Source organism: Amycolatopsis kentuckyensis (assembly GCF_041679295.1).
Classification (GTDB): Bacteria; Actinomycetota; Actinomycetes; order Mycobacteriales; family Pseudonocardiaceae; genus Amycolatopsis; species Amycolatopsis kentuckyensis_A.
In genome coordinates this window covers 977,896-998,108 of sequence record NZ_JBGDMD010000003.1, presented here as the reverse complement: position 1 = coordinate 998,108, position 20,213 = coordinate 977,896, and the positions used below count along the sequence as shown (strand labels likewise).

General features: G+C 71.3%; 13 protein-coding genes and 1 riboswitch. Of the genes, 8 read left to right on the top strand and 5 right to left on the bottom strand.

Annotation, left to right across the window (positions count from 1 at the left end; all coding sequences use genetic code 11):
• Nucleotides 1–7 precede the first annotated feature (7 nt).
• Together ACERZO_RS16255 and ACERZO_RS16250 are read left to right on the top strand one after the other, a co-directional pair.
• Nucleotides 8–1,555 (top strand): cellulase family glycosylhydrolase, encoded by a 1,548-nt coding sequence (locus ACERZO_RS16255; RefSeq protein WP_372665472.1) that lies wholly within the window; start codon nt 8–10, stop codon nt 1,553–1,555.
• Nucleotides 1,556–1,586: 31 nt separating this feature from the next.
• A complete protein-coding gene (locus ACERZO_RS16250; protein ID WP_372665471.1) occupies nt 1,587–3,395 on the top strand; it encodes a glycoside hydrolase family 6 protein in 1,809 nt (602 codons plus the stop codon).
• A 492-nt stretch (nt 3,396–3,887) separates the two neighbouring features.
• Here ACERZO_RS16250 and ACERZO_RS16245 read toward each other — a convergent pair whose 3' ends face one another.
• The gene (locus tag ACERZO_RS16245) at nt 3,888–5,159 is read right to left on the bottom strand and encodes an ABC transporter substrate-binding protein (RefSeq protein ID WP_372665470.1); all 1,272 of its coding nucleotides are present in this window, start codon (nt 5,157–5,159) and stop codon (nt 3,888–3,890) included.
• A gap of 116 nt (nt 5,160–5,275) precedes the next feature.
• Between ACERZO_RS16245 and ACERZO_RS16240 the strand changes: the two genes are divergently transcribed.
• A complete protein-coding gene (locus ACERZO_RS16240) occupies nt 5,276–6,589 on the top strand; it encodes a LacI family DNA-binding transcriptional regulator (protein ID WP_372665469.1) in 1,314 nt (437 codons plus the stop codon).
• 21 nt (nt 6,590–6,610) lie between these two features.
• Here the strand turns inward: ACERZO_RS16240 and ACERZO_RS16235 are convergent, their stop codons facing one another.
• On the bottom strand, nt 6,611–7,639 hold the full coding sequence (locus ACERZO_RS16235) for a lytic polysaccharide monooxygenase auxiliary activity family 9 protein (protein ID WP_372665468.1): 1,029 nt from the start codon (nt 7,637–7,639) through the stop codon (nt 6,611–6,613).
• Nucleotides 7,640–7,829: 190 nt separating this feature from the next.
• Between ACERZO_RS16235 and ACERZO_RS16230 the strand changes: the two genes are divergently transcribed.
• Nucleotides 7,830–9,023, top strand: coding sequence for an AGE family epimerase/isomerase (locus tag ACERZO_RS16230; protein WP_372665466.1), 1,194 nt, complete (start codon nt 7,830–7,832; stop codon nt 9,021–9,023).
• A gap of 32 nt (nt 9,024–9,055) precedes the next feature.
• The gene (mgrA, locus tag ACERZO_RS16225; RefSeq protein ID WP_372665465.1) at nt 9,056–10,051 is read left to right on the top strand and encodes an L-glyceraldehyde 3-phosphate reductase; all 996 of its coding nucleotides are present in this window, start codon (nt 9,056–9,058) and stop codon (nt 10,049–10,051) included.
• On the opposite strand, the gene ACERZO_RS16220 is transcribed toward mgrA, so the two are convergent.
• Complete coding sequence (locus ACERZO_RS16220) at nt 10,048–11,181, bottom strand: cellulose-binding domain-containing protein (RefSeq protein WP_372665464.1); 1,134 nt, start codon at nt 11,179–11,181, stop codon at nt 10,048–10,050. The genes mgrA and ACERZO_RS16220 overlap by 4 nt on opposite strands.
• A 424-nt stretch (nt 11,182–11,605) precedes the next feature.
• On the opposite strand from ACERZO_RS16220, the gene ACERZO_RS16215 reads away from it, so the two are divergent.
• On the top strand, nt 11,606–13,108 hold the full coding sequence (locus ACERZO_RS16215) for a cellulase family glycosylhydrolase (RefSeq protein WP_372665463.1): 1,503 nt from the start codon (nt 11,606–11,608) through the stop codon (nt 13,106–13,108).
• A 47-nt stretch (nt 13,109–13,155) separates the two neighbouring features.
• Here the strand turns inward: ACERZO_RS16215 and ACERZO_RS16210 are convergent, their stop codons facing one another.
• Nucleotides 13,156–15,852 (bottom strand): cellulose binding domain-containing protein, encoded by a 2,697-nt coding sequence (locus ACERZO_RS16210; protein ID WP_372665462.1) that lies wholly within the window; start codon nt 15,850–15,852, stop codon nt 13,156–13,158.
• 344 nt (nt 15,853–16,196) lie between these two features.
• Between ACERZO_RS16210 and ACERZO_RS16205 the strand changes: the two genes are divergently transcribed.
• Together ACERZO_RS16205 and ACERZO_RS16200 are read left to right on the top strand one after the other, a co-directional pair.
• Complete coding sequence (locus ACERZO_RS16205; RefSeq protein ID WP_372665461.1) at nt 16,197–17,582, top strand: sugar porter family MFS transporter; 1,386 nt, start codon at nt 16,197–16,199, stop codon at nt 17,580–17,582.
• A 289-nt stretch (nt 17,583–17,871) separates the two neighbouring features.
• Nucleotides 17,872–19,056 carry a GNAT family N-acetyltransferase gene (locus ACERZO_RS16200; RefSeq protein WP_372665460.1) on the top strand — a complete coding sequence of 395 codons (1,185 nt, stop codon included), beginning with the start codon at nt 17,872–17,874 and terminating at the stop codon, nt 19,054–19,056.
• A gap of 8 nt (nt 19,057–19,064) precedes the next feature.
• Here the strand turns inward: ACERZO_RS16200 and ACERZO_RS16195 are convergent, their stop codons facing one another.
• Entirely contained in the window at nt 19,065–19,919 is an 855-nt protein-coding gene (locus tag ACERZO_RS16195; protein ID WP_372665459.1) for a TIGR03619 family F420-dependent LLM class oxidoreductase, read from the bottom strand.
• 207 nt (nt 19,920–20,126) lie between these two features.
• A riboswitch (S-adenosyl-L-homocysteine riboswitch) is annotated at nt 20,127–20,205 on the top strand.
• The last annotated feature ends 8 nt before the right edge of the window (nt 20,206–20,213 follow it).

The following is a 20,213-nucleotide window of genomic DNA, read 5'->3' as shown; positions in this document are numbered from 1 at the left end:
GCACTCGATGAAGCGACTGCTCGCACTGGCGGTCGCCGCACTGGCCGGGGGCGCCGTTCTGACGGCGTCCCCGGCCACCGCGGCCCCCACCCCGGCGCTTTCCCGGGAAAGCGCCGCCCTGGCCGGCACCGGCACGGGGTACTGGCACGCCGTCGGCTCCCAGCTCGTCGACTCCACCGGCACGCCGGTCCGGATGACCGGCATCAACTGGTTCGGCGCCGAGACCGGCAACTACTCGCCGCACGGCCTGTGGAGCCGCAACTACCAGGACATGCTCGACCAGATGGCGAGCCTCGGCTACAACACGCTGCGGCTGCCGTACTCGAACCAGCTGTTCGACAGCGGGTCGAAACCGACCAGCATCGACGCCGTGCAGAACCCGGACCTGCAAGGGCTTTCCGGGCTGCAGGTGCTCGACAAGATCATCGCCTACGCCGGCGTCAAGGGCATGCGCGTCATCCTCGACCAGCACCGGCCGGACTCCGGTGCGCAGTCCCCGCTCTGGTACACCAGCGCCTACCCCGAGAGCCGGTGGCTGTCGGACTGGACGATGCTCGCCCAGCACTACAAGGGCAACCCGACGGTGATCGGCGCCGACCTGCACAACGAACCGCACTCGATCCAGGGTGGCGGGGGAGCGTGCTGGGGCTGCGGTGACACCGCGACCGACTGGCGGCTGGCCGCCGAACGTGGCGGAAACGCCGTGCTGGCGGCCAATCCCGACTGGCTGGTCATCGTCGAAGGCGTCGACTGCGTCAGCGGCACCGGCGACCCGCAGTGCGGCTGGTGGGGCGGCAACCTCTCCGGGGCGCGCCAGTTCCCGGTGCGGCTGTCCAAACCGGACAAGCTCGTCTACTCGGCGCACGAGTACGCGACTTCGGTGTTCGCCCAGCCGTGGTTCTCCGACCCGTCGTTCCCGGCGAACCTGCCGGCGCTGTGGGACCACTTCTTCGGCTACCTGCAGAAGCAGAACATCGCGCCGGTGCTGCTCGGCGAGTTCGGCAGCACGCTCGCCGACCCGCGCGACAAGACGTGGTTGCAGGAACTCATGAAGTACGCCGGCACCGGCGCGACCGGGATGAGCTTCACGTACTGGTCGTGGAACCCCAACTCCGGCGACACCGGCGGCATCCTCAACGACGACTGGACGACGGTCAACCAGGCCAAGCAGGCCATCCTGCAGCCGTACTTGATCCCACCGGTGGGCTCGGGTGGCGGGACGACCGACCCGCCGCCCGCGGTGAGCTGCGCGGTCGCCTACCACGTCGACAACACGTGGCAGGGCGGGTTCGTGGCCTCCGTGACGCTCAAGAACACCGGCACCTCGCCGCTCAAGACCTGGGCGCTCGGCTGGACTGCGCCATCAGGGGTGCAGATCACCGGCGGCTGGGGCGCGACCGTCACCCAGAGCGGGCAGCAGGCGAGCGCCAAGGCGCCGTCGTGGGCGCCCGACCTCGCCGGCGGCGCCTCGACGTCGATCGGCTTCCAGGCGACCGGCGCCTCGACCGGCGCTCCGAGCGGCTTCGCCGTCGGCGCGACCGCCTGCACCACCTGACCCACCCACCGAACACGAAGGAGCACACTCGATGAAGAGTGAATTCTGGTCCGCGAGGAGGAAGTCACGGCTCGCCGTGGCGTCCTCGCTGACGGCCGCGGCCGTCGTCTCGGGGCTCCTGGTGGCCGGCGGCAGCCCGGCGACCGCCGCCACGGGCTGCAAGGTCACCTACACCGTCAACCAGTGGGACACCGGGTTCACCGCGAACATCGCGGTGACCAACCTCGGCGACGCCGTCTCGAGCTGGGACGTCCAGTGGGACTTCGCCGGCAACCAGCAGGTGCAGCAGGGCTGGAGCGCCACGTTCAGCCAGACCGGCAAGCACGTGAGCGCGAAGAACCCGTCGTGGGGCGGCAACCTGGGCTCGAACGCGTCGGCGAGCTTCGGCTTCAACGGCTCGTACTCCGGCACGAACGCCGTCCCGACGTCGTTCACGCTGAACGGCGTCGTCTGCGACGGCAGCACGGGCGGCCCGTCCACCACGCCGACGACCCCGACCACACCGACCACCCCGACGACGCCCACGACCCCGACGGGCCCGACCACGACACCCCAGCCGGGGACGCACGTGGAGAACCCGTACTCCGGCTCGAAGGGGTACGTGAACCCGGACTGGTCGGGAGAGGTGTCCGCCGCGGCCGCGGCCAAGGGCGGCACGCTCGGCGCCCAGATGGCCAAGGTGGCCAACACCTCGACGGCGGTGTGGCTCGACCGCATCGCCGCGATCGAGGGCACGTCGAGCGCCCGCGGCCTGCGTGGCCACCTCGACGCGGCGTTGAGCCAGGCGAGCGGCGGGACGCCGGTGACGATCCAGATCGTCGTCTACGACCTGCCCAACCGCGACTGCGCGGCGCTGGCGTCCAACGGCGAGCTGACGGTCGCGCAGAACGGCCTGGCCCGGTACAAGAGCGAGTACATCGACCCGATCGCCTCGATCCTGTCCGACAGCAAGTACGCGCCGCTGCGGATCGTCGCGATCGTCGAGCCGGACTCGCTGCCCAACCTGATCACCAACACCGCGACGGCGAAGTGCGCCGAAGCGCAGTCGAGCGGGGCCTACACCCAGGGCATCCAGTACGCGCTGAACAAGCTCCACGCGATTTCGAACGTCTACAACTACCTCGACATCGCGCACTCGGCGTGGCTGGGCTGGGACAGCAACTTCGGCCCGTTCGTGAACCTGGTCAAGCAGACGCTGCAGGGCACGACGGCCGGGGTGAACAGCATCGACGGCTTCATCAGCGACACGGCGAACTACACGCCGCTGACCGAGCCGAACCTGCCGGACTCGAACCTCAACGTCGGTGGGCAGCCCCTCCGGTCGGCGACGTTCTACCAGTGGAACCCGTACTTCGCCGAGGTTCCGTTCGCGACGGCGATGTACAACGCCTTCGTCTCCGCGGGCCTGCCGAGCGGGATCGGCATGCTGGTCGACACCTCGCGCAACGGCTGGGGCGGCGCGGCCCGGCCGAGCGGTGCGTCTGGGTCCACTGTGGACAGCTACGTCAACTCGGGCCGGATCGACCGGCGGCTGCACCGCGGCAACTGGTGCAACCAGAGCGGAGCCGGGCTGGGCGTGCGGCCGACGGCGTCGCCCGCGGCGCACTTCGACGCCTACGTCTGGATCAAGCCGCCGGGTGAGTCCGACGGCGCGAGCTCGCAGATCCCGAACGACGAGGGCAAGGGCTTCGACCGGATGTGCGACCCGACCTACCACGGCAGCGACCAGGCCAACGGCGGCAACCTGACCGGCGCCCTGCCGAACTCGCCGCTGTCCGGCAAGTGGTTCGAGGCCCAGTTCGAAGAGCTGGTCCAGAACGCGTACCCGCCGGTGTCCTAGCAAGGCTCCCGGGCCGGGCGGTGCCGCGCAGCCGCCGTCCGGCCCGGGTCTCCACCCTCGACTGAGATCTCTGCGGAAGCTGAGCCGGTCCAGCCCCGGCCCGTCGTAGTCGGGCTGGACCGGCACCCCCTCGAACTCCTTCGGCCCTGGTTCGGTGACGAACCCCATCCGGGTGTGGAACGCGTGCGAATCCTTGTTCACCGGCGACGTGATCGCCCGTACCACCGACCGCCCGTTCTCGCGGCTGTAGGCGAAGAAGCGCTCGTACAGCGCGGGGCTGCCGGCGGTGAAGCGCCGGAACATCGGCTTCGACAGTGGCGGTGCGAGCCGGCGGGCGCCTTCGTGCCCGCCTCACCACGAGCCGAGGACGGCGAGCACCGGCAGGTGGTGACCGGGGATCGGACGGGCGGCGTGGCCAAGGAGGGGCGGCAGCGTGATCATGCCGGCCACCCTGCCCACCCCACCTTGGCACGATGGGATTTCGTCCCGGGGTCAGGGCACCACCTGGTGCACCCCGATCAGCACCTGCTGCCAGACGGCGCCCGGGTCGGCGCCGCGTTCGACCGACTTCAGCGCGGGCGCGACCACTTCCTCCTGGATCTTGCCGTCGCCCGGGCCCTTGTACTGCGGCTTCCCGACCTTGCGCGCCTGGGCGACGAAGACCTGCCCGCTCAGCGCGCCGCCGAAGTAGCCGTTCATCTCGCTGAGCAGGTCGGGCGAGGTGAAGGCGTCGACCTGGCTGGGGAACGTCCCGCTCACCCGGAACGCGTGCAACTGCTGCTCGGGCGCGGTCAGCCAGGCGGCGAGCGCCGCGGCTTCGCGCTGGTGCGGGCCCGCGTTCGGGACCGTGAGGTAGGAGCCGCCCCAGTTGCCGCCGCCGTCCGGGAACGCGTCGGTGATCGCCCACTTGCCCGCGTTGCCCAGCCCCGCCTGCTGTTCGATGACGCCCAGCATCCACGCGGGACAGACCTTGGTCGCGAAGGCACCCAAGCGCAGGCCGTTGTTGCCGTCTTCGGCGAAGGCGGTGAGGCCGGCCGACTGTCCCTGCTTCACGGCGGTCGTCACCTGGTCCCACGCGGCGCGGAGCGCGGTGTTCGTCTCGAGGGTCGGGTGGTCGTCGCGGTCGAGGTAGCCGACGGGCAGCTGGTTGACCATCGCGTTGAAGTTCTGCGCCGCGGAGTCGAACCAGGGCTTGCCCTTCGAGCGCTTGACGTACTTCTCGCCGGCCTTGAAGTAGCTGTCCCAGGTCGCGAACATCGTCTTCACCGAGCCGGGGTCGGTCGGCAGCCCGGCGGCCTCGAGGAGGTCCTTGCGGTAGCACATGGCCAGCGGGCCGATGTCCGTGCCGTAGCCGACGAGCTTGCCGTCCTTGCTGCGGCCGGCTTCGTACTTCCACTCCAGCCAGCGGCCGGGCTTGACGTCGGGCGGCCCGATCTCGGCGAGGTCGGCGAACTTCCCGGACTGCGCGAGGACGTCGGCCAGGTGACCTTCTTCGACGGCCTGGACGTCCGCGAGACCCTGTCCACTTCGGAGCTTGTCCAGCAGCTCCTGGTGGTACGGGCCGCCCTGCTCGGCCCGTACCTGGGTGATGGTGATCCCGGGGTGGGTGAACTCGTAGCCGGGGATCAGGTCGTCGTAGCCGAACTCGCCGAAGGTCGCGAGCGTGAGCGTGATCCGCTCGGGCGTTCCGGGGCCGCAGCCGCCGGTCAGGACGAGCAGGACCACGGTGATGGCGAAAGCCACGCGTCTTCGGATGGTTTTCATGCGCACTCCTCACTCCCTCGTGATTGGGAGCGCTCCCGGACGGAGTCTCTGTTCCGGGTGCGGTGGGTGTCAAGCCGCGCGACAGCGGGTGTCCGCGCGGACACGGAAGGGGTGCGATGAAGCGTCCGACGATCACCGACATCGCCCGGGAGGCCGGCGTCTCCAAGGGCGCGGTGTCCTACGCGCTCAACGGCCGGCCAGGGGTGTCCGAGGAAACCCGCCACCGCATCACGCGCATCGCCCGCGAGCTGGGCTGGTCACCGAGCAGCGCGGCGCGCGCCCTGTCCGGCGGCCGCTCGGGGACGATCGGCCTGGTCCTCGACGGGCCGGCGGAGGTGTTCTTCCCGGCGCTGCTCGACGGGTTTTCGCAGGAGCTGCTGCTGCGGGTCGCGGTCGGGCACGAGGCGGCGGTGGCGGTCTACCGCCGCTGGCGCGCGGAGCGGAAGGTCGACGGCGTCCTGCTGACCGGCCCGGACTGCGCGGCGGAAGTGGCGCGGATCGGCTTGCCGGCGGTGGTGCTCGGCGGGCCGGGCGGGTTGCCGGAGGCCCCGTCGGTCCGGGTGGACGACACCGCGGGGGCGGCGGAGGCCCTGGAGTACTTGGCGGCGTTGGGGCACCGGCACGTGGTCCGGGTCGCGGGACCGGCGGCGTTCGCGGACGCGGGGGAGCGGGAAGAGGCGTTCACGACGGTGGCCCGCCGGCTCGGGTTGCACGGCGCGCGGACCGCGGGGGTGCGGGGATCGGGGGAAGGGGAAACCTGGGCTGCCGGGGCGCAAGGCCTCGGTGCGGCGCGACGCGGTGGAAATACGGGGCGGACTGGAGCTTCGGGTGCCGACGGGGCGGGCCTCGGTCCCGCGCGGCGTGGCGGGGCTGCGGGGCCGGCCGGGACTTCGGCCGGCGTGCAGGGCGCCGGCTCGGCGCATCGCCGTGGCGCCGAGCAGGCGGCAACTCCGATCAGCGGCTGGGTCGACGATCCCTGGCGCCCCGGTGTCTGGACCGGGCCCGCGGGCGGCCAGGTCCGCGGCACCCGGCTGGCGGCCGGGATGTGGTCCGTCGGTCCCGAACCCCTCGGCCGTCCCGTCGCCCTCCCCGCCGAGCCCTCCGCCGAAGCCGTCCGTCGCCTTCTCGTCGCCGATCCCCGGCCCACCGCCCTCCTCTGCGACACCGACTCCCTCGCCGTCGCCGCGCTCGTGGCCGCTCGGGAGCTCGGCCTTTCCGTTCCCGGGGACCTCTCCGTCGTCTCCTGGGACGACTCCGACCTCTGCCGGCTCGTGCGGCCCGCGCTCTCCGCCGTGCGCCGCCCGCTCGCCGAGCTCGGGGGGCTCGCCGCCGCCATGCTGCGGGACCTCGTCGCCGGGGAAGACGTCCAGGACGTCTGCGCCTCGCGGCCGCGGCTCGTCACGCGCGGCAGCACCGGCCCCGTCCGCTGAACGGGGCCGGTGCCGCGACACTCAGCTGCCCTGGCAGGTCACCGACGGCTGGGCCGGGTTCGTCCCCGGCGCGTTCACCACCAACCCGAACGTGGTGGACCCGTCCGGGGCGACGCGGCCGTTCCAGTCGGCGTTGCGGACCGTCACCACCGAACCCGACTGGCTCAGCGTCCCGTTCCAGACGCTGCCGATCGTCTGGCCCGACGGCAACGTCCAGCCCGCCTGCCAGCCGCCGTAGGCCGTCGTACCGTGGTTCATCACCGTCACCGTCGCCTGGTAACCGCCGCTCCAGGCGTTCGTCACCTCGTACATCGCCATGCACGAACCGTCCGGCGGCGGCGGGCTCGTGGGCGTCGTCGGCGTGGTCGTCGGGCTGCCCGGCTGGTGCACGCCGGTCACCTCGCCGTGCCCGCCGTCGAACGTCACGTCCGAACAGCCGTAGAACGTCTCCGCGCTGTCGGAGCGCTTCCACACCGAATAGATGATGTGCCGCCCCGACTTGTTCGACGGCAGCGCGCCGGTCCACTTGTACTGCCCGTCGACCGTGCCGACCTGGCCGGTCACCGCCGGGTGGTCCACGGTGAGGAACGGCTGGTCCTCCAGCGAATCCCAGGTGAGCGGCTTCGACGGGTCCCAGCCGTCCTTCGTCACGTACGTGTAGAACCAGCCCGGGTGCGCGGCCCACGCGTTGTACGAGAAGTCGAACGACGCCCCGGCCGTCAGGTGCGTCAGCGGCCAGTCGCCGACCTGGTCGAAGCCGGCGTAACCCGGGTTGCCGCCCGAACACAGCTTGCCGTCCGGGATGAACCCGCGCGTGCGGCCGGCGCCGTCGGAGCGCAGCACGGCGAACCAGTTGTACAGCGAGTTGGCGCCGCTGGTGGTGACCGCGGCCGCGCAGGCCGGGTTCTGCGGGATGATCTGGCCGGTCGAGCTGAGCCCGTCCTGCCAGCACAGGAACGTCCGGCTGCCCGGTTTCATCATGGCGCCGTGCGCTTCGGCGGTGCCCGTGTTCAGCAGGACGGCGGTCAAGCTCGCCAGCAGCACGGTCACGGCGGCGAGGATCGTACTTCGTCTCCTGGTCACGTCAGTCCCTTCGTCGGGTAGCGTGCGTCGAAGACTGGGAGCGCTCTCACGATCAGGATACGCGGCGGTGGTCACTTCCGGAACATCCCGCGGTGACCGCGGCCGGAGCCTTGGCCTACCTTGGCGGAAGGCCGTCGATCACCGAGAAAGGCAGAGAGTGGACATTCCCTCATCGGTTCCCGCGTGGGTGCGCGCCGAACCCGCCCGCCTGCTCGGTTTCGCCGGCCGCGCGGCTCACCCCGGCGGCGGCTTCGCCTGGCTCGACGACGCCGGCCGCCCGGTGCTCGACCGGCCCGCCGAAACCTGGATCACCTGCCGGATGACGCACGTCTTCGCGTTGGCGCGGCTGCAGGGATCCGACACCGGAGCGCAGGTCGCTCACGGTGTCGAGGCGCTGACCGGCCTCCTGCGCGACCCGGACCACGGCGGCTGGTATGCGTCGACAACGTTGTCAGAGAAGCGCGCCTACGAGCACGCCTTCGTCGTCCTGGCCGCATCGAGTGCGGTGGCCGCCGGCGCCGAGGGGGCGGAAGCACTGCTGGCCGACGCGCTCGACGTTGTCGAGCGCCGGTTCTGGGAACCGGGCCCCGGTCGCGTCGCCGACGTCTGGGACCGCGGCTGGACGCACCTGGAGGACTACCGCGGCGCCAACGCCAACATGCACACCGTCGAGGCGTTCCTGGCCGCCGCCGACGTCACCGGCGACCGGGTCTGGGCCGGGCGCGCACTGTCCATTGTGGAGCACCTGGTGCACGGCGAGGCCCGCGCCCACGGCTGGCTGCTCCCGGAGCACTACGATTCCGGCTGGCACGTGCGCCTGGACCACAACCGCGACGAGCCGGCCCACCCCTTCCGCCCTTTCGGCGCCACGATCGGTCACCTCTTCGAGTGGGCCCGGCTGGCCGTGCACCTCAAACACGCGCTCGGGACCGATGCGCCGGCGTGGTTGCGGCCCGACGCCGAGGCGCTGTTCGCGACCGCGGTCCGCTACGGCTGGGCCGTCGACGGGCAGCCGGGATTCGTCTACACCACCGACTTCGCCGGGACGCCGGTCGTGCGCACCCGCCTGCACTGGGTCGTGGCGGAGGCGATCGCCGCCGCGTGGACGCTGCACCAGGAGACCGGCGAGGCGGCCTACCTCGACCGGTTCCGGGAGTGGTGCGACCACGCCGAAGCGTGCTTCGTCGACCGCGAGCTCGGTTCGTGGCACCACGAGCTGGACCCGGAGAACCGCCCCGCGGCGGCGGTCTGGGCCGGCAAGCCGGACGTCTACCACGCCTACCAAGCGACGCTACTGCCCGCCCTGAAGCCCGCCGCGTCGTTCGCCGGCGCGCTGATCACCCGCGGCTAGACTGCGGCCGAGCCCCCTCGACGAGGAGAACCATGTCGCCTTACGCCGCCGCCGAAGACCGCTACGCGGACATGCCGTACCGGCGCGCCGGTCGCAGCGGGCTGAAGCTGCCCGCCGTGTCACTCGGCCTGTGGCACAACTTCGGGGACGACAAGCCCCTCGACGTCCAGCGCGCGGTGCTGCGCCGGGCGTTCGACCTCGGGGTGACGCACTTCGACCTGGCCAACAACTACGGCCCGCCGCCGGGCGCCGCCGAAGCGAACTTCGGCAAGCACTACGCCGCCGACTTCCGCCCGTACCGCGACGAGATCCTGGTGTCGTCGAAGGCCGGCTACCTGATGTGGGACGGCCCGTACGGCGAATGGGGCTCGCGCAAGAACCTCCTGGCCAGCCTGGACCAGAGCCTCGCGCGCACCGGACTGGACCACTTCGACGTCTTCTACTCCCACCGCCCGGACCCGGAGACGCCGATCGAGGAGACGATGGGCGCCCTCGACACCGCGGTCCGCTCCGGGAAGGCGCTCTACGCCGGCATCTCGAACTATTCGCCGGAGCAGACGACGGCCGCGCTGGCCGCGCTGAAGGAGCTCGGCACGCCGCTGCTGATCCACCAGCCGTCGTACTCGATCCTGAACCGCTGGGTCGAGGACGGCCTGCTGGACACCCTGGACGAGCACGGCGTCGGCTCGATCGCGTACTCGCCGCTCAGCCAGGGCCTGCTGACCGACCGCTACCTCGACGGGGTCCCCGCGGATTCGCGGGCCGCCGGCGCCAGCCCGTTCCTCACGACCGACCGGCTCACCGAAGAGACCCTGGCGACGATCCGCGCGCTGAACGACGTCGCCAAGCGGCGCGGCCAGACGCTGGCCCAGCTGGCCATCGCCTGGGTGCTGCGCCGCGGCCGCGTCACGTCCGCGCTGATCGGGGCCAGCAGCGTCGCCCAGCTCGAGAACACCGTCGCGGCGACGAAGAACCTCGAATTCACCGACGACGAGCTGGCCGAGATCGACCGGATCGTCGCGGCCTAGCAGCCGATCCTCGACGCGCCCACGGCCACGTCGTCGAACCACAGCGTGTCGGCGTCCCCGCCGTAGCTCTCCCAGCCGAGCCGCAGGTCCGTCACGGCCGGGTGCCAGGCCCGGGCGAGCCACTGCTGGTCGACGTCGGGGGTGGGGACGCCGTCGACGACGAGCCCGGGCACGGCGGCGGAGCCGAGCCAGGTCCGCAGCTGCCCGGCGGCGCCGTCGATCGCGAACTCGAAGCAGGACCAGGTGCCGGTCGGCAGCGGGACGCTCTGGGCGACGCCGGCCGGGCTCTGCGCGGGCAGCGTCGCGTCGTCGGACTCGCGGTTCCACTGCAGGGCCTGGTTCTGCCCGCCGGCCCGCAGGTCGCGGCCGCCGTCCGCGGTGTCGCGCAGGGCCATGAAGGTGACGTGCCCGGCGGGCAGCGCGGTCGTGTGGCGGACCCAGAACCGGCCGTACAGCACGCCGGAGCCGGACACGTTCGTGCCGAAGAAGGCGTGGTTGCAGTACCCGCCTCCGCCGGCGACCTTCACCGAGCGGGTGCCGGAGTGCGCGACCGCCGTGTCGACGGCGACCGTGCCGGTGCCCTGGCAGTTCGCCGCGCCGACGGTCCAGCGGCCGGCCGGCGCGCCGCCGGTCTGCTGCTCGAAGTCGTCGCAGATCGCCGCGTCCGCGCACCCGGCGGGTGGCGGCGTGGACGTGGTCGTAGTGGGGGTGGTGGCGGTCGTCGTCGGGGGAGCGGTGTCCCCGCACGTCACGCCGTTGAGGGCGAAGTCCGTGGGGTCCGGGCCGGTCGAGGTGCCTTGGAGGCCGAACGAAACCGTGCCGCCGGCGGGCAGTGAAGCGTTGTAGGGCAGGCTCTCCGCGGTCACGGCGGTGCCGGACTGGCGGACGGTGGCGTTCCAGGCCGAGGTGACGGACTGGGACCCGGCGTAGTGCCAGGTGAGCGTCCAGGACGAGAGCGCGGTGGCGCCGTTGGTCACGGTGATCTCGGCGGTGAACCCGGTCTGCCACTGGTTGACGCGGTAGCCGACCGAGCACGCCGGCGCGGCGGTGGCCGGGCCGGCGGTGACGACCGCCGTGGTGCCCGCCGCGGCAAGGCAGATTCCGGCGAGGGCGGCGGCGAACCTGTGCATCGGGGCCTCCCGGGACGCGGACAGGGGCGCCGTGGCTCGCACCACGGCGCCCCTGGGTGGTGGCCGCGTTCGGTTGAGGCGACCTGGCATGGGAGCGCTTCCAGCCGCCGGAAAGGTAACCCCGGTGCGTCGCCGTTGTAAAGCGCGACCCCGACGCGGGCCGACCCGGTGGTCCGTTTTCGGCGATCTTCGCGGTGCCCGCCGGGAACTGAACGCTCCTGAACGGCCGAAGCCTTGAGGTGGCAACGGGTCTTCGCGGTCGCGCTGCGCCACCCGCCAGAGCCGTCCGGTGCCGCCGTTCGAGTGGAATCCGGCAATCCACGCGGAAGATCGGCGCGGGGTTTACATCGCGCGGAAATGCCGGGTACCGTCCACCGCTGCTGGGAGCGCTCTCACGATTCGTCCTGTCCCAAGGGAGTGATCGATGCGTTCCGGACCAGCACTGCTCGGCGCGGTCAGCGCGCTCGCCGTCGTCGGCGCGACGACGGCGTTCACGCTCGGCACGCCTTCGCCCGCCTCGGCGGCGACGGCCTGCGAAGTCGGCTACACGGTGAACGACTGGGGAAGCGGTTTCACCGCGAACCTCACCTTGAAGAACCTCGGGACGGCGCCGCTGTCCGGGTGGCGGATCAGCTACACCTACGCGGGGAACCAGCAGCTGCGGCAGGGCTGGAACGCCACCTGGGCGCAGTCCGGCCGGACCGTCACGGTCACCCCCGCCGGCTGGAACGGCACGATCGCCCCGGACGCGTCGGTCAGCGCCGGCGCGAACTTCGCCTACAGCGGGGCGAACGCGGCGCCGGCGTCGTTCAGCGTCAACGGCGAACCCTGCGGTGGCACCCAGCCGCCCAGCACCACGCCGACGACCCCGGTCACCCTGCCGACCACCACGACCACGACCCCGCCGCCCGGCGGCGCACCGCAGCTGCACGTCTCCGGCAACCGGCTGGCCGACGCCGCGGGCACGCCGGTGACGCTGCGCGGGGTCAACCGCTCCGGCGGCGAGTTCGCGTGCGTGCAGGGCAACGGCCTCTTCGACGGCCCGATGGACGCGGCTTCGGTGGCCGCCATCAAGAGCTGGCACGCCAACGTCGTGCGCGTTCCCTTCAACGAGGACTGCTGGCTGGGACTGTCCAACGTGGACCCGCGGTACGCCGGCGCCACCTACCGTGCGGCCATCAAGTCCTATGTGGACCTGCTGCACCAGAACGGCTTGATCGCGATCCTCGACCTGCACTGGACGCACGGTGTCTACACCGGCAACTCCTCCGCGTGCAGTGACGTCAACGCCACCTGCCAGAAGCCGATGACGGACACCGAGCACTCGGTCGACCTGTGGACCTCGGTCGCGAACGCGTTCAAGGGCGACAACGCGACGATCCTCGACCTGTTCAACGAGCCCTACCTCGACCGCGCGGTGTCCGGCTCGGCGCAGGCGTGGACGTGCTGGCGCGACGGCGGTTCGGCCTGTACCGGCATCGGCTACCCGGTGGCCGGCATGCAGACGCTGGTGAACGCGGTCCGCGCGACCGGCGCGACGAACGTCGTCATGCTCGGCGGTCTCGCCTACTCCAACGACCTGACCGGCTGGCTGCAGTACAAGCCGAACGACCCGGCCGGCAACCTGGTCGCGTCCTGGCACTCGTACAACTTCAACACGTGCAGCTCGTCGTCCTGCTGGGACAGCCAGCTCGCGCCGGTCGCCGCGGCCGTTCCGCTGGTGGCCGGGGAAATCGGCGAGAACGACTGCGCGAGCGGGTACGTCACCGGCCTGATGGACTGGCTCGACCGGCACCAGGCGTCCTACCTCGGCTGGACGTGGAACACCTGGCCGTGCACGTCCGGTCCCGCCCTCATCACGTCCTACGACGGCACCCCGACGGCGTTCGGCGCGGGCATCCGCGCGCACTTCCTCGCCGCCGGCTGACGGGCCGGGGCGGCGGACGCTTCCGCCGCCCCGCTCTCGTTTGCCCGTCAGGATGTGGTGCAGGGGCTGCCGTTGAGCGCGATCGCGATCGGTTTGCCGTTGGTGGTGCCGGACGTGCCGGTGAAGCCGAACTCCGCGCTACCGCCCGGCGCGATCGTCCTGTTCCAGCCCGCGTCGGCCGCCGAGACCGCCGTGCCGGTCTGGGTCATCTGCGCGTTCCAGGCCTGCGTCACGCGCTGACCGTCGGCGAACGACCAGGTGACCGTCCAGCCGTCGACCGCGGTGGTTCCGGTGTTCCCGACCTTCACCCCGGCCTGGAAACCGCCCTGCCACTGGTTCGTGACGGTGTAGGCGGCGGTGCACGGCGAAGACGGCGCCGGAGTGGTGGTGGTCGTGGTGGGCGGGGAAGAAGCCGTACTGGTCGGCGGCTGATCACCGCCCGAGTCGCCCACGATCACGCCTCGCCCGTTCGTGCCCACGTACACCCGGCCGTACACCCGCGGGTCGCCGCTCAGCGCCGCCCCGATGTTGCCGTACTGGTGCTGGTCGTCGTTGATCCGCGTCCACGACACCCCCGAGTCGTCCGACCGGAAGATCCCGCGCACCCCGCCGATCTTCGCAATGGTGTATAACGCCGGATACGTCCGGCCGGTAGCGGCTTTGCCGAACCCGATGTTGTCGGCTTCGGTCACTCCGGTCAGTTTCGTGAAGGACGCTCCGGAGTTCGTGGAGTGCCAGAGCCCGTACGCCGACCCGGATCCGCCGGCCAGCCAGACGTCCCCGGTGGCGCCCGGTACCGCCTTGAAGTGCACTTGGCCGCTCGGCAACCCGGTGGCCGCGGTGGCGGTGAACGTCGCGCCGCCGTCGGTGCTGACGTAGAACCGGCCGGAAGCGAAGCCGTAGAACCGCTTCGGGTCCACGCGATCGGCCTCGACGACCGCGCCGGCGGGGATGCCGGCCGAGGCCGTCCACGAGGAGCCGAAGCCGACGGAGTAGCTGACGCCCGTGCCGTCCGGGCTCCACGCGAACCGGCTGCCGTCGGCGGCCGCGGCCACCGTCCCGCCGCTCGCGCCGCCGCCCGGTTCGGCGCCCTGGAACCAGTTCTTGCCGCCGTCGGTGGAGAAGGCGACGCGGTTGTCGTTCGGCCGGGCGCTCCGGTCGAGGGTGCCGACGCGCACGATCGTCGCCGGGGTCAGCTCGGCGTAGTCCAGGCTGGTGGTCGTCGTGAACACCGGCGAGGTGAACATCGTCGACGGCACGGCGTCGAGGCTGTCGTGCCGGAACCCGCCGATGTCGCCGAGCCCGGAGATCAGCGGTGCGCCCGAAGGCGGGCTGACCAGGTCCAGTACGGCGGTCTCCTCGAGGCCGCCGACGACCGGTTTGAGCGTGATCTTCCCGCCGCTGTCCCACTTGGTGAGGTCGGACGTGCCGTAGATGGTCGCGCCGGTGCCGTAGAGCAGGTGGTTCGAGTCGAACGGGTCGATCTCGACCGACTCGGTCATCCAGCCGAGCTTCGGCGACGGCACCGGGGGAGCGGGCTGGGTGCCGAAGGTCAGCCACGGCACCGAAGAGATGTCCTGGGTGTACCGCAGCGAGCGGTCGGGGTAGCTGGTGAAGTCCCAGATCCGGGTCCAGGTGGCGCCGCCGTCGGTGCTGCGGAAGAAGATGACGTCCGGCCACCACGACACCTGCGTCGCGACCATCAGCGTGTTCGGGTGCTGCCGGTCGATCGTCAGCCCGCTGTAGCCGAAGTAGTCGTCCGCGCTGTCGGACGGGATCGGGCTGATCCGCGTCCAGGCGCCGGTCTTCGTGGCGTACTTCCAGACGTCGCCCTTCGCGCCGTCGTACGGGCCGCCGGTGTCGCTGGTCGCGAGGTAGAGGTAGCCGCCGACCGGGTCGAGGACGCCCTTGTGCGCCAGGAACCCGGTGGGCTGGCCGGCCAGCCGCGCCCACGTCACGCCGCCGTCGGTGCTGCGGTAGACGGTGTTTGCTTTGTCCGCGACGCCGACGTAGATGGTGTGCGTGGTGCTGCCGCGGGTGCCGGTCGACGGGTCGAACGTCACCCAGGTGACGCCTTCGTTGTCGCTCTGGTAACCCGTCGTGTCGCTGGGATCGGGCGCGTAGTTGCCCGGGTTCGGGAAGGCCGTCACCTTCGCCCACGTGACGCCGGAGTCCGTGCTGCGCCAGAGCCCGTTGCCGCTGGGCGCGCCGAGGTACAGGACGCTGTCGCGGTTCGGGTCGATCGCGAGCCGCTCGCCCATGCCGCGGCCGGGCATGTTGCCGCCGAGCTTGAACGGCAGCGCCGAAGCCTGCCAGGTGGCGCCGCGGTCGGCCGAGCGCAGGACGGCGCCGGTGTTCGGGTCCCAGCTGTTGGTGTACATCCCGGCCGCGGCGTAGACCCGGTTCGGGTCGACCGGGTCGGTGGCCAGGCTGACCACGCCGTTGTGGCCCCAGTCGGTCCAGCCGACCGAGTCCAGCAGCGGGACCCACCGCCCGGTGGCGGGGTTCCAGCGGTACGCGCCGCCGATGTCGGTCCGGGCGTAGGCGAGACCCGGTTCGGCCTGGTTGAAGACGATGCCGGGGACGAACCCGCCGCCGCCGATCTCCGCGTTGCGCCACGTGTACGGCGCCGGGGCGGCCGGGGAAGCCGGCGCGCCGACGGTGACCGCGACGGCGACCGGCATCAGGGCGGCCAGCAGGTACGCGAGCAATTGTCTCGGTGATCGGGAACGCGTTTTTCGCACGTTGCCTCCAGGCGTTGACCGGTAGGAGGCTGGGAGCGCTTCCGGAAAACCGTAAACCAGGGCTGCGACCAGGTCAAACCCTTCGACGATTTCGCCCGCGTGATCCGTCCACAGTGGATTTCGTGAACCACCGGAGCCGATCCGCCGTGTCCATTGTGTACCGATTCGGGACCGGAAAGGAGGGTGTGGCGGACGGAGCAACGTTGTGCGCCAAGCGGTATCACATATGTGAACGTCGATCAGGTTTCTGAATCGTTATCAACGACTGTCTTGCCCGGCTTTTTCCGGCGTGTGAGTGTGGTGGCCGCTGGCTGGACTGGACCTACGAAAGAGGCGACCCGGCAATGACGCAGACAGCCCCGGCGCGGCACATCAGCCGAACCACCTTGTACTTCTTCGGCGCGCTCGGCGGCATCCTGTTCGGCTACGACCTCGGCGTGATCTCCGGAGTGCTCCCGTTCATCGGGAAACTCTGGGCACTGACCAGCTGGGACAAGGGCGTGATCACCGCCAGCCTGTCGGTCGGTGCCATCGTCGGCGCGCTGTTCTCCAGCCGCACCAACGAAGCGCTCGGCCGCCGCCGCACGATCCAGGTAGCCGCGGCGATCGTCATCGTGGGCACCCTCGCCGCGACGTTCTCGCCGACGTTCGCGCTGCTGGTGATCTCGCGGCTGGTCATCGGCCTCGGCATCGGCCTGTCGTCCTCGACGGTGCCGACGTACCTCTCCGAACTGGCGCCCGCGCGACTGCGCGGCGCGATGGGCGCGCTGAACCAGATCTTCATCGTGCTCGGCATCCTGATCGCGTTCCTGGTCAGCTACTGGCTCGGCCCGGTGTCGGCCTGGCGGTGGATGTTCGCCGGCGCCATCGTGCCCGCCGTGATCCTGCTCGTCGGGCTGGTGTTCCTGCCGGAGACCCCGCGCTGGCTGGTGAAGAACGGCCGCGAGGAAGAAGCCCGGCGGGTGCTCGCGAGCGCGCACGGCAACACCGTCAACCTCGACGAAGAGATCGCCACGATCAACGAGGTCATCCGGCTGGACACCGAGGACAAGCCGCGGCTGCGCGACCTGTTCTCCGGTTTCGTGCGCCCGATGCTCGTCGTGGCCCTGCTGCTCGCGGTCGGCCAGCAGTTCAGCGGCGTGAACGCGATCAACGCGTACTTCCCGACGATGCTGATCGGCCTCGGCTTCGCCACGCAGGCCGCGCTGCTGTCCGGCGTCCTGCTGGGCGTGACGAAGTTCCTGTTCACCGCGTGGGTCGTGTTCGTGGTGGACCGCTGGGGCCGCAAACCGCTGCTGCTCATCGGCAACGTCATCATGGTCCTCACGCTGGTGGCGGCCGGGCTGGTCGTGCTGAACGTCCACGACACCGGCACCCGCGGCATCCTGATGCTGGTGATGATGGTGCTGTACCTGGTGGGCTACGAGCTAGGCTGGGGCGCGGTCGTCTGGGTGATGATGTCCGAGGTGTTCCCGCTGAAGTTCCGCGCGGCGGGCATGGGCGTCAGCAGCGTGGTCCTCTGGGCCGCCACGGGCATCGTGAGCGCGGTGTTCCCGATCATCTCCGACCCGAAGTCGCTCGGCATCGGCGGCTCGATGTTCCTGTTCGCCGGCATCAACGTGGTGCTGTTCGTGCTCACCAAGTGGCTGGTCCCGGAGACGAAGGGGCGCACGCTGGAGCAGATCGAGCTCGACCTCCGGGCGCGACAGGGGGTCGCGGCGAAGAGCTGACCCGGGGGGTCACCGCGGCGGGGCACGACGGCGACGTCGGGCCCCGCCGCGTTATGGCGAACGGGTAAGCAGGGCCAGTCGAGAACCCGAGCACCATCGAAACCCAGGCCTCCCGCAACCCCGATCCGAAGCCAGAACACGGCCGGCAGCGCCGGGTCAAGGCATCTTTCCCGCCTTGACGCGGTGTTGCCGGCCGTAGTCACAATGAAGGCTTCGGGGTTGCGAAGAAACACGGCACGCCGCGTTATCCGCTTGCCCACCGGCGGCCCAGCCCGGCACTGTGACCCCAATGGAGATCCGCCCCACCACCGAGCACGACCGCGACACGTTCATCGAAACGCTCTTCGCCGCCTTCGGGCGCTTCCCGGCCGAAAACGACCGTGTCTGGTCGGCCCTGGAGATGGACCGCGCCCTGTTCGCCGTAACGCCGGAAGGCCGCCCCGTCGGCACCGCGGCGGCGTACTCCTTCGAGCTGACGTTGCCCGGGGAAGCCGTCGTGCCGGCCGGGGGCGTGACCGCCGTCGGCGTCCTGCCTTCGCACCGGCGCCGGGGCTTGCTCACGGCGATGATGCGGCACCAGCTCGCCGACGCGCGGGCGCGCGGGGAGTTCCTGTCCGTCCTGCTGGCCAGCGAGGCCGTGATCTACCGCCGGTTCGGCTACGGGCCGGCGACCACGACGCACCGGCTGACCGTGCAGCGGAACCAGGCCGCCCGGCGGAGCACCGCAGTCCCGGCGGCCGGTTCGATCGAGGTGCTGCGGCGCGCGGAGTGCGGTGAGCTGCTGGAAGACGTCTACGACCGCTACCGCCGGGCCCGGCCGGGCGCGCTGTCCCGGCCGCACCGCTGGTGGGCCGCCGGTGCCGGGCAGCCGCCGATCTCCGCGGCCCCGCGGTACGTCGCCCTGCACCGCGATCCCGGCGGCGTCCCGGACGGGTACGCGACCTACCTGCTGGACGGCACGTTGACGGTCGACGAGACGATCGCCGCCGACGACGCCGTGGCGACGGCGTTGGCCCGCTTCCTGCTCGACCACGACCTGGCCACCCGCGTCGTGTTCAAGCAGTGCCCGCCGGACCACCCGCTGCGCTGGCAGCTCGCGGACTTCCGCGCCGCCGAGGTGAGCGACGAGACGGACTGGCTGTGGGTGCGCCTCCTGGACGTCCCCCGTGCGCTGACGGCGCGCGGCTGGTCAGCCGACGGCGACCTCGTCCTCGACGTCGAGGACCCGTTCCTGGGCGAGCACGGCCGTTACCTGCTGACGGTCCGGGACGGCACGGCCGAGTGCGTCCCGACCGGCCGGGAGCCGGACCTGTCCCTCGACGTGACCGACCTGGGCTCGGTGTACCTCGGCGGGGTCGCGCCGAGCACGCTCGCGCGGGCCGGGCACCTCCGCGTCCACCATGCGGACGCGGCCGCGCTCGCCGACACGCTGTTCCGCACCGAGCGGGCCCCGCACTGCCTGCACTGGTTCTGAGGCGGTTATCAAAGGGTGACGGCGAGCCCGAGCTTGCCGGCCAGCCGGCCGATCCACGCCTCGACCTCGTCCGGCGAACGGTCCGGCAAGCCGAAGATCGTCTCGGTGACGCCGAGGGAATCCAGGTGCGCCAACCGGTCCGGGTCGGGGCGTTCCCCGAGCGCGCAGATCCGTGGCACCCCCGTCCGTCCTTCGTCGAGCCAGATCTCCTTCAGCAGAGCCACGTGCCCGTCGAGGTCGCTGTCGGCCGGGGTGGTGATCCAGCCGTCCGCGTGGCGGGCGATCCAGCGGAACGTCTTTTCCGTCGGGCCCGCGCCCAGCAGCACCGGGATGTGCGCCTGGACCGGCTTGGGCCACGCCCAGCTCGGTCCGAAGGAGACGAATTCCCCGGCGTAGGAGGCTTCTTCCTCCGTCCACAGTGCACTCATCGCTTCGAGGTACTCGCGCAGCGCCGTGCGCCGGCGGTTGCCGGGGACGCCGTGGTCGGTCAGCTCGTCGACGTTCCAGCCGAAGCCGGTCCCGAGCGTGACGCGCCCGCCGGAGAGGTGGTCGAGGCTCGCGATCGTCTTGGCCAGCGTGATCGGGTCGCTCTCCACCGGCAGGGCCACCGCGGTGGACAGCCGGATCCGTGACGTCACCGCGGCCGCCGTCGCCAGCGCGACCCAGGGGTCGAGGGTGCGGCTGTAGCGGTCGTCGGGCAGGGACGCGTCACCGGTGCGCGGGTGCGGCGACTCGCGTTTCACCGGGATGTGCGTGTGCTCGGGCACGTAGAAGGTGGCGAACCCCGCGGCCTCCGCGGCGCGCGCCGCGGACGCCGGGGTGATGCCCCGGTCGCTGGTGAACAGCACGATTCCGTAGTCCACGCGAGGAGCGTATTAGAACGTGTTTCAGTTTTCAAGGAGGGCAGTCGATGAGGTGAGCGCCGCCGTCGCCGCGAGGAGGATCGGTGGGCGGAGGTGCAGGGTGAACGCAGTGCTCCACTGTGGACGGTCGCGGCCGGTGTCCCGGATCGTGGACGCTCGGCCCGACCGGGATGGCCAGCCGGGGGCCGGTTCCACTATCCTGGTCCACGGGTCGAGAGGCGCTGCAACGGACCGCCGGGTCCGCCACGCTCGGCCCGCTTCACCTGACCAAGGGCGCCTCCCGACCGAGGGAGG

Coding starts and splice junctions, on each gene's coding strand:
- ACERZO_RS16255 (WP_372665472.1), top strand. CDS start 8: ATGAAGCGACTGCTCGCACTGGCGGTCGCCGCACTGGCCGGGGGCGCC.
- ACERZO_RS16250 (WP_372665471.1), top strand. CDS start 1,587: ATGAAGAGTGAATTCTGGTCCGCGAGGAGGAAGTCACGGCTCGCCGTG.
- ACERZO_RS16245 (WP_372665470.1), bottom strand. CDS start 5,159: ATGAAAACCATCCGAAGACGCGTGGCTTTCGCCATCACCGTGGTCCTG.
- ACERZO_RS16240 (WP_372665469.1), top strand. CDS start 5,276: ATGAAGCGTCCGACGATCACCGACATCGCCCGGGAGGCCGGCGTCTCC.
- mgrA (WP_372665465.1), top strand. CDS start 9,056: ATGTCGCCTTACGCCGCCGCCGAAGACCGCTACGCGGACATGCCGTAC.
- ACERZO_RS16220 (WP_372665464.1), bottom strand. CDS start 11,181: ATGCACAGGTTCGCCGCCGCCCTCGCCGGAATCTGCCTTGCCGCGGCG.
- ACERZO_RS16215 (WP_372665463.1), top strand. CDS start 11,606: ATGCGTTCCGGACCAGCACTGCTCGGCGCGGTCAGCGCGCTCGCCGTC.
- ACERZO_RS16205 (WP_372665461.1), top strand. CDS start 16,197: ATGACGCAGACAGCCCCGGCGCGGCACATCAGCCGAACCACCTTGTAC.
- ACERZO_RS16200 (WP_372665460.1), top strand. CDS start 17,872: ATGGAGATCCGCCCCACCACCGAGCACGACCGCGACACGTTCATCGAA.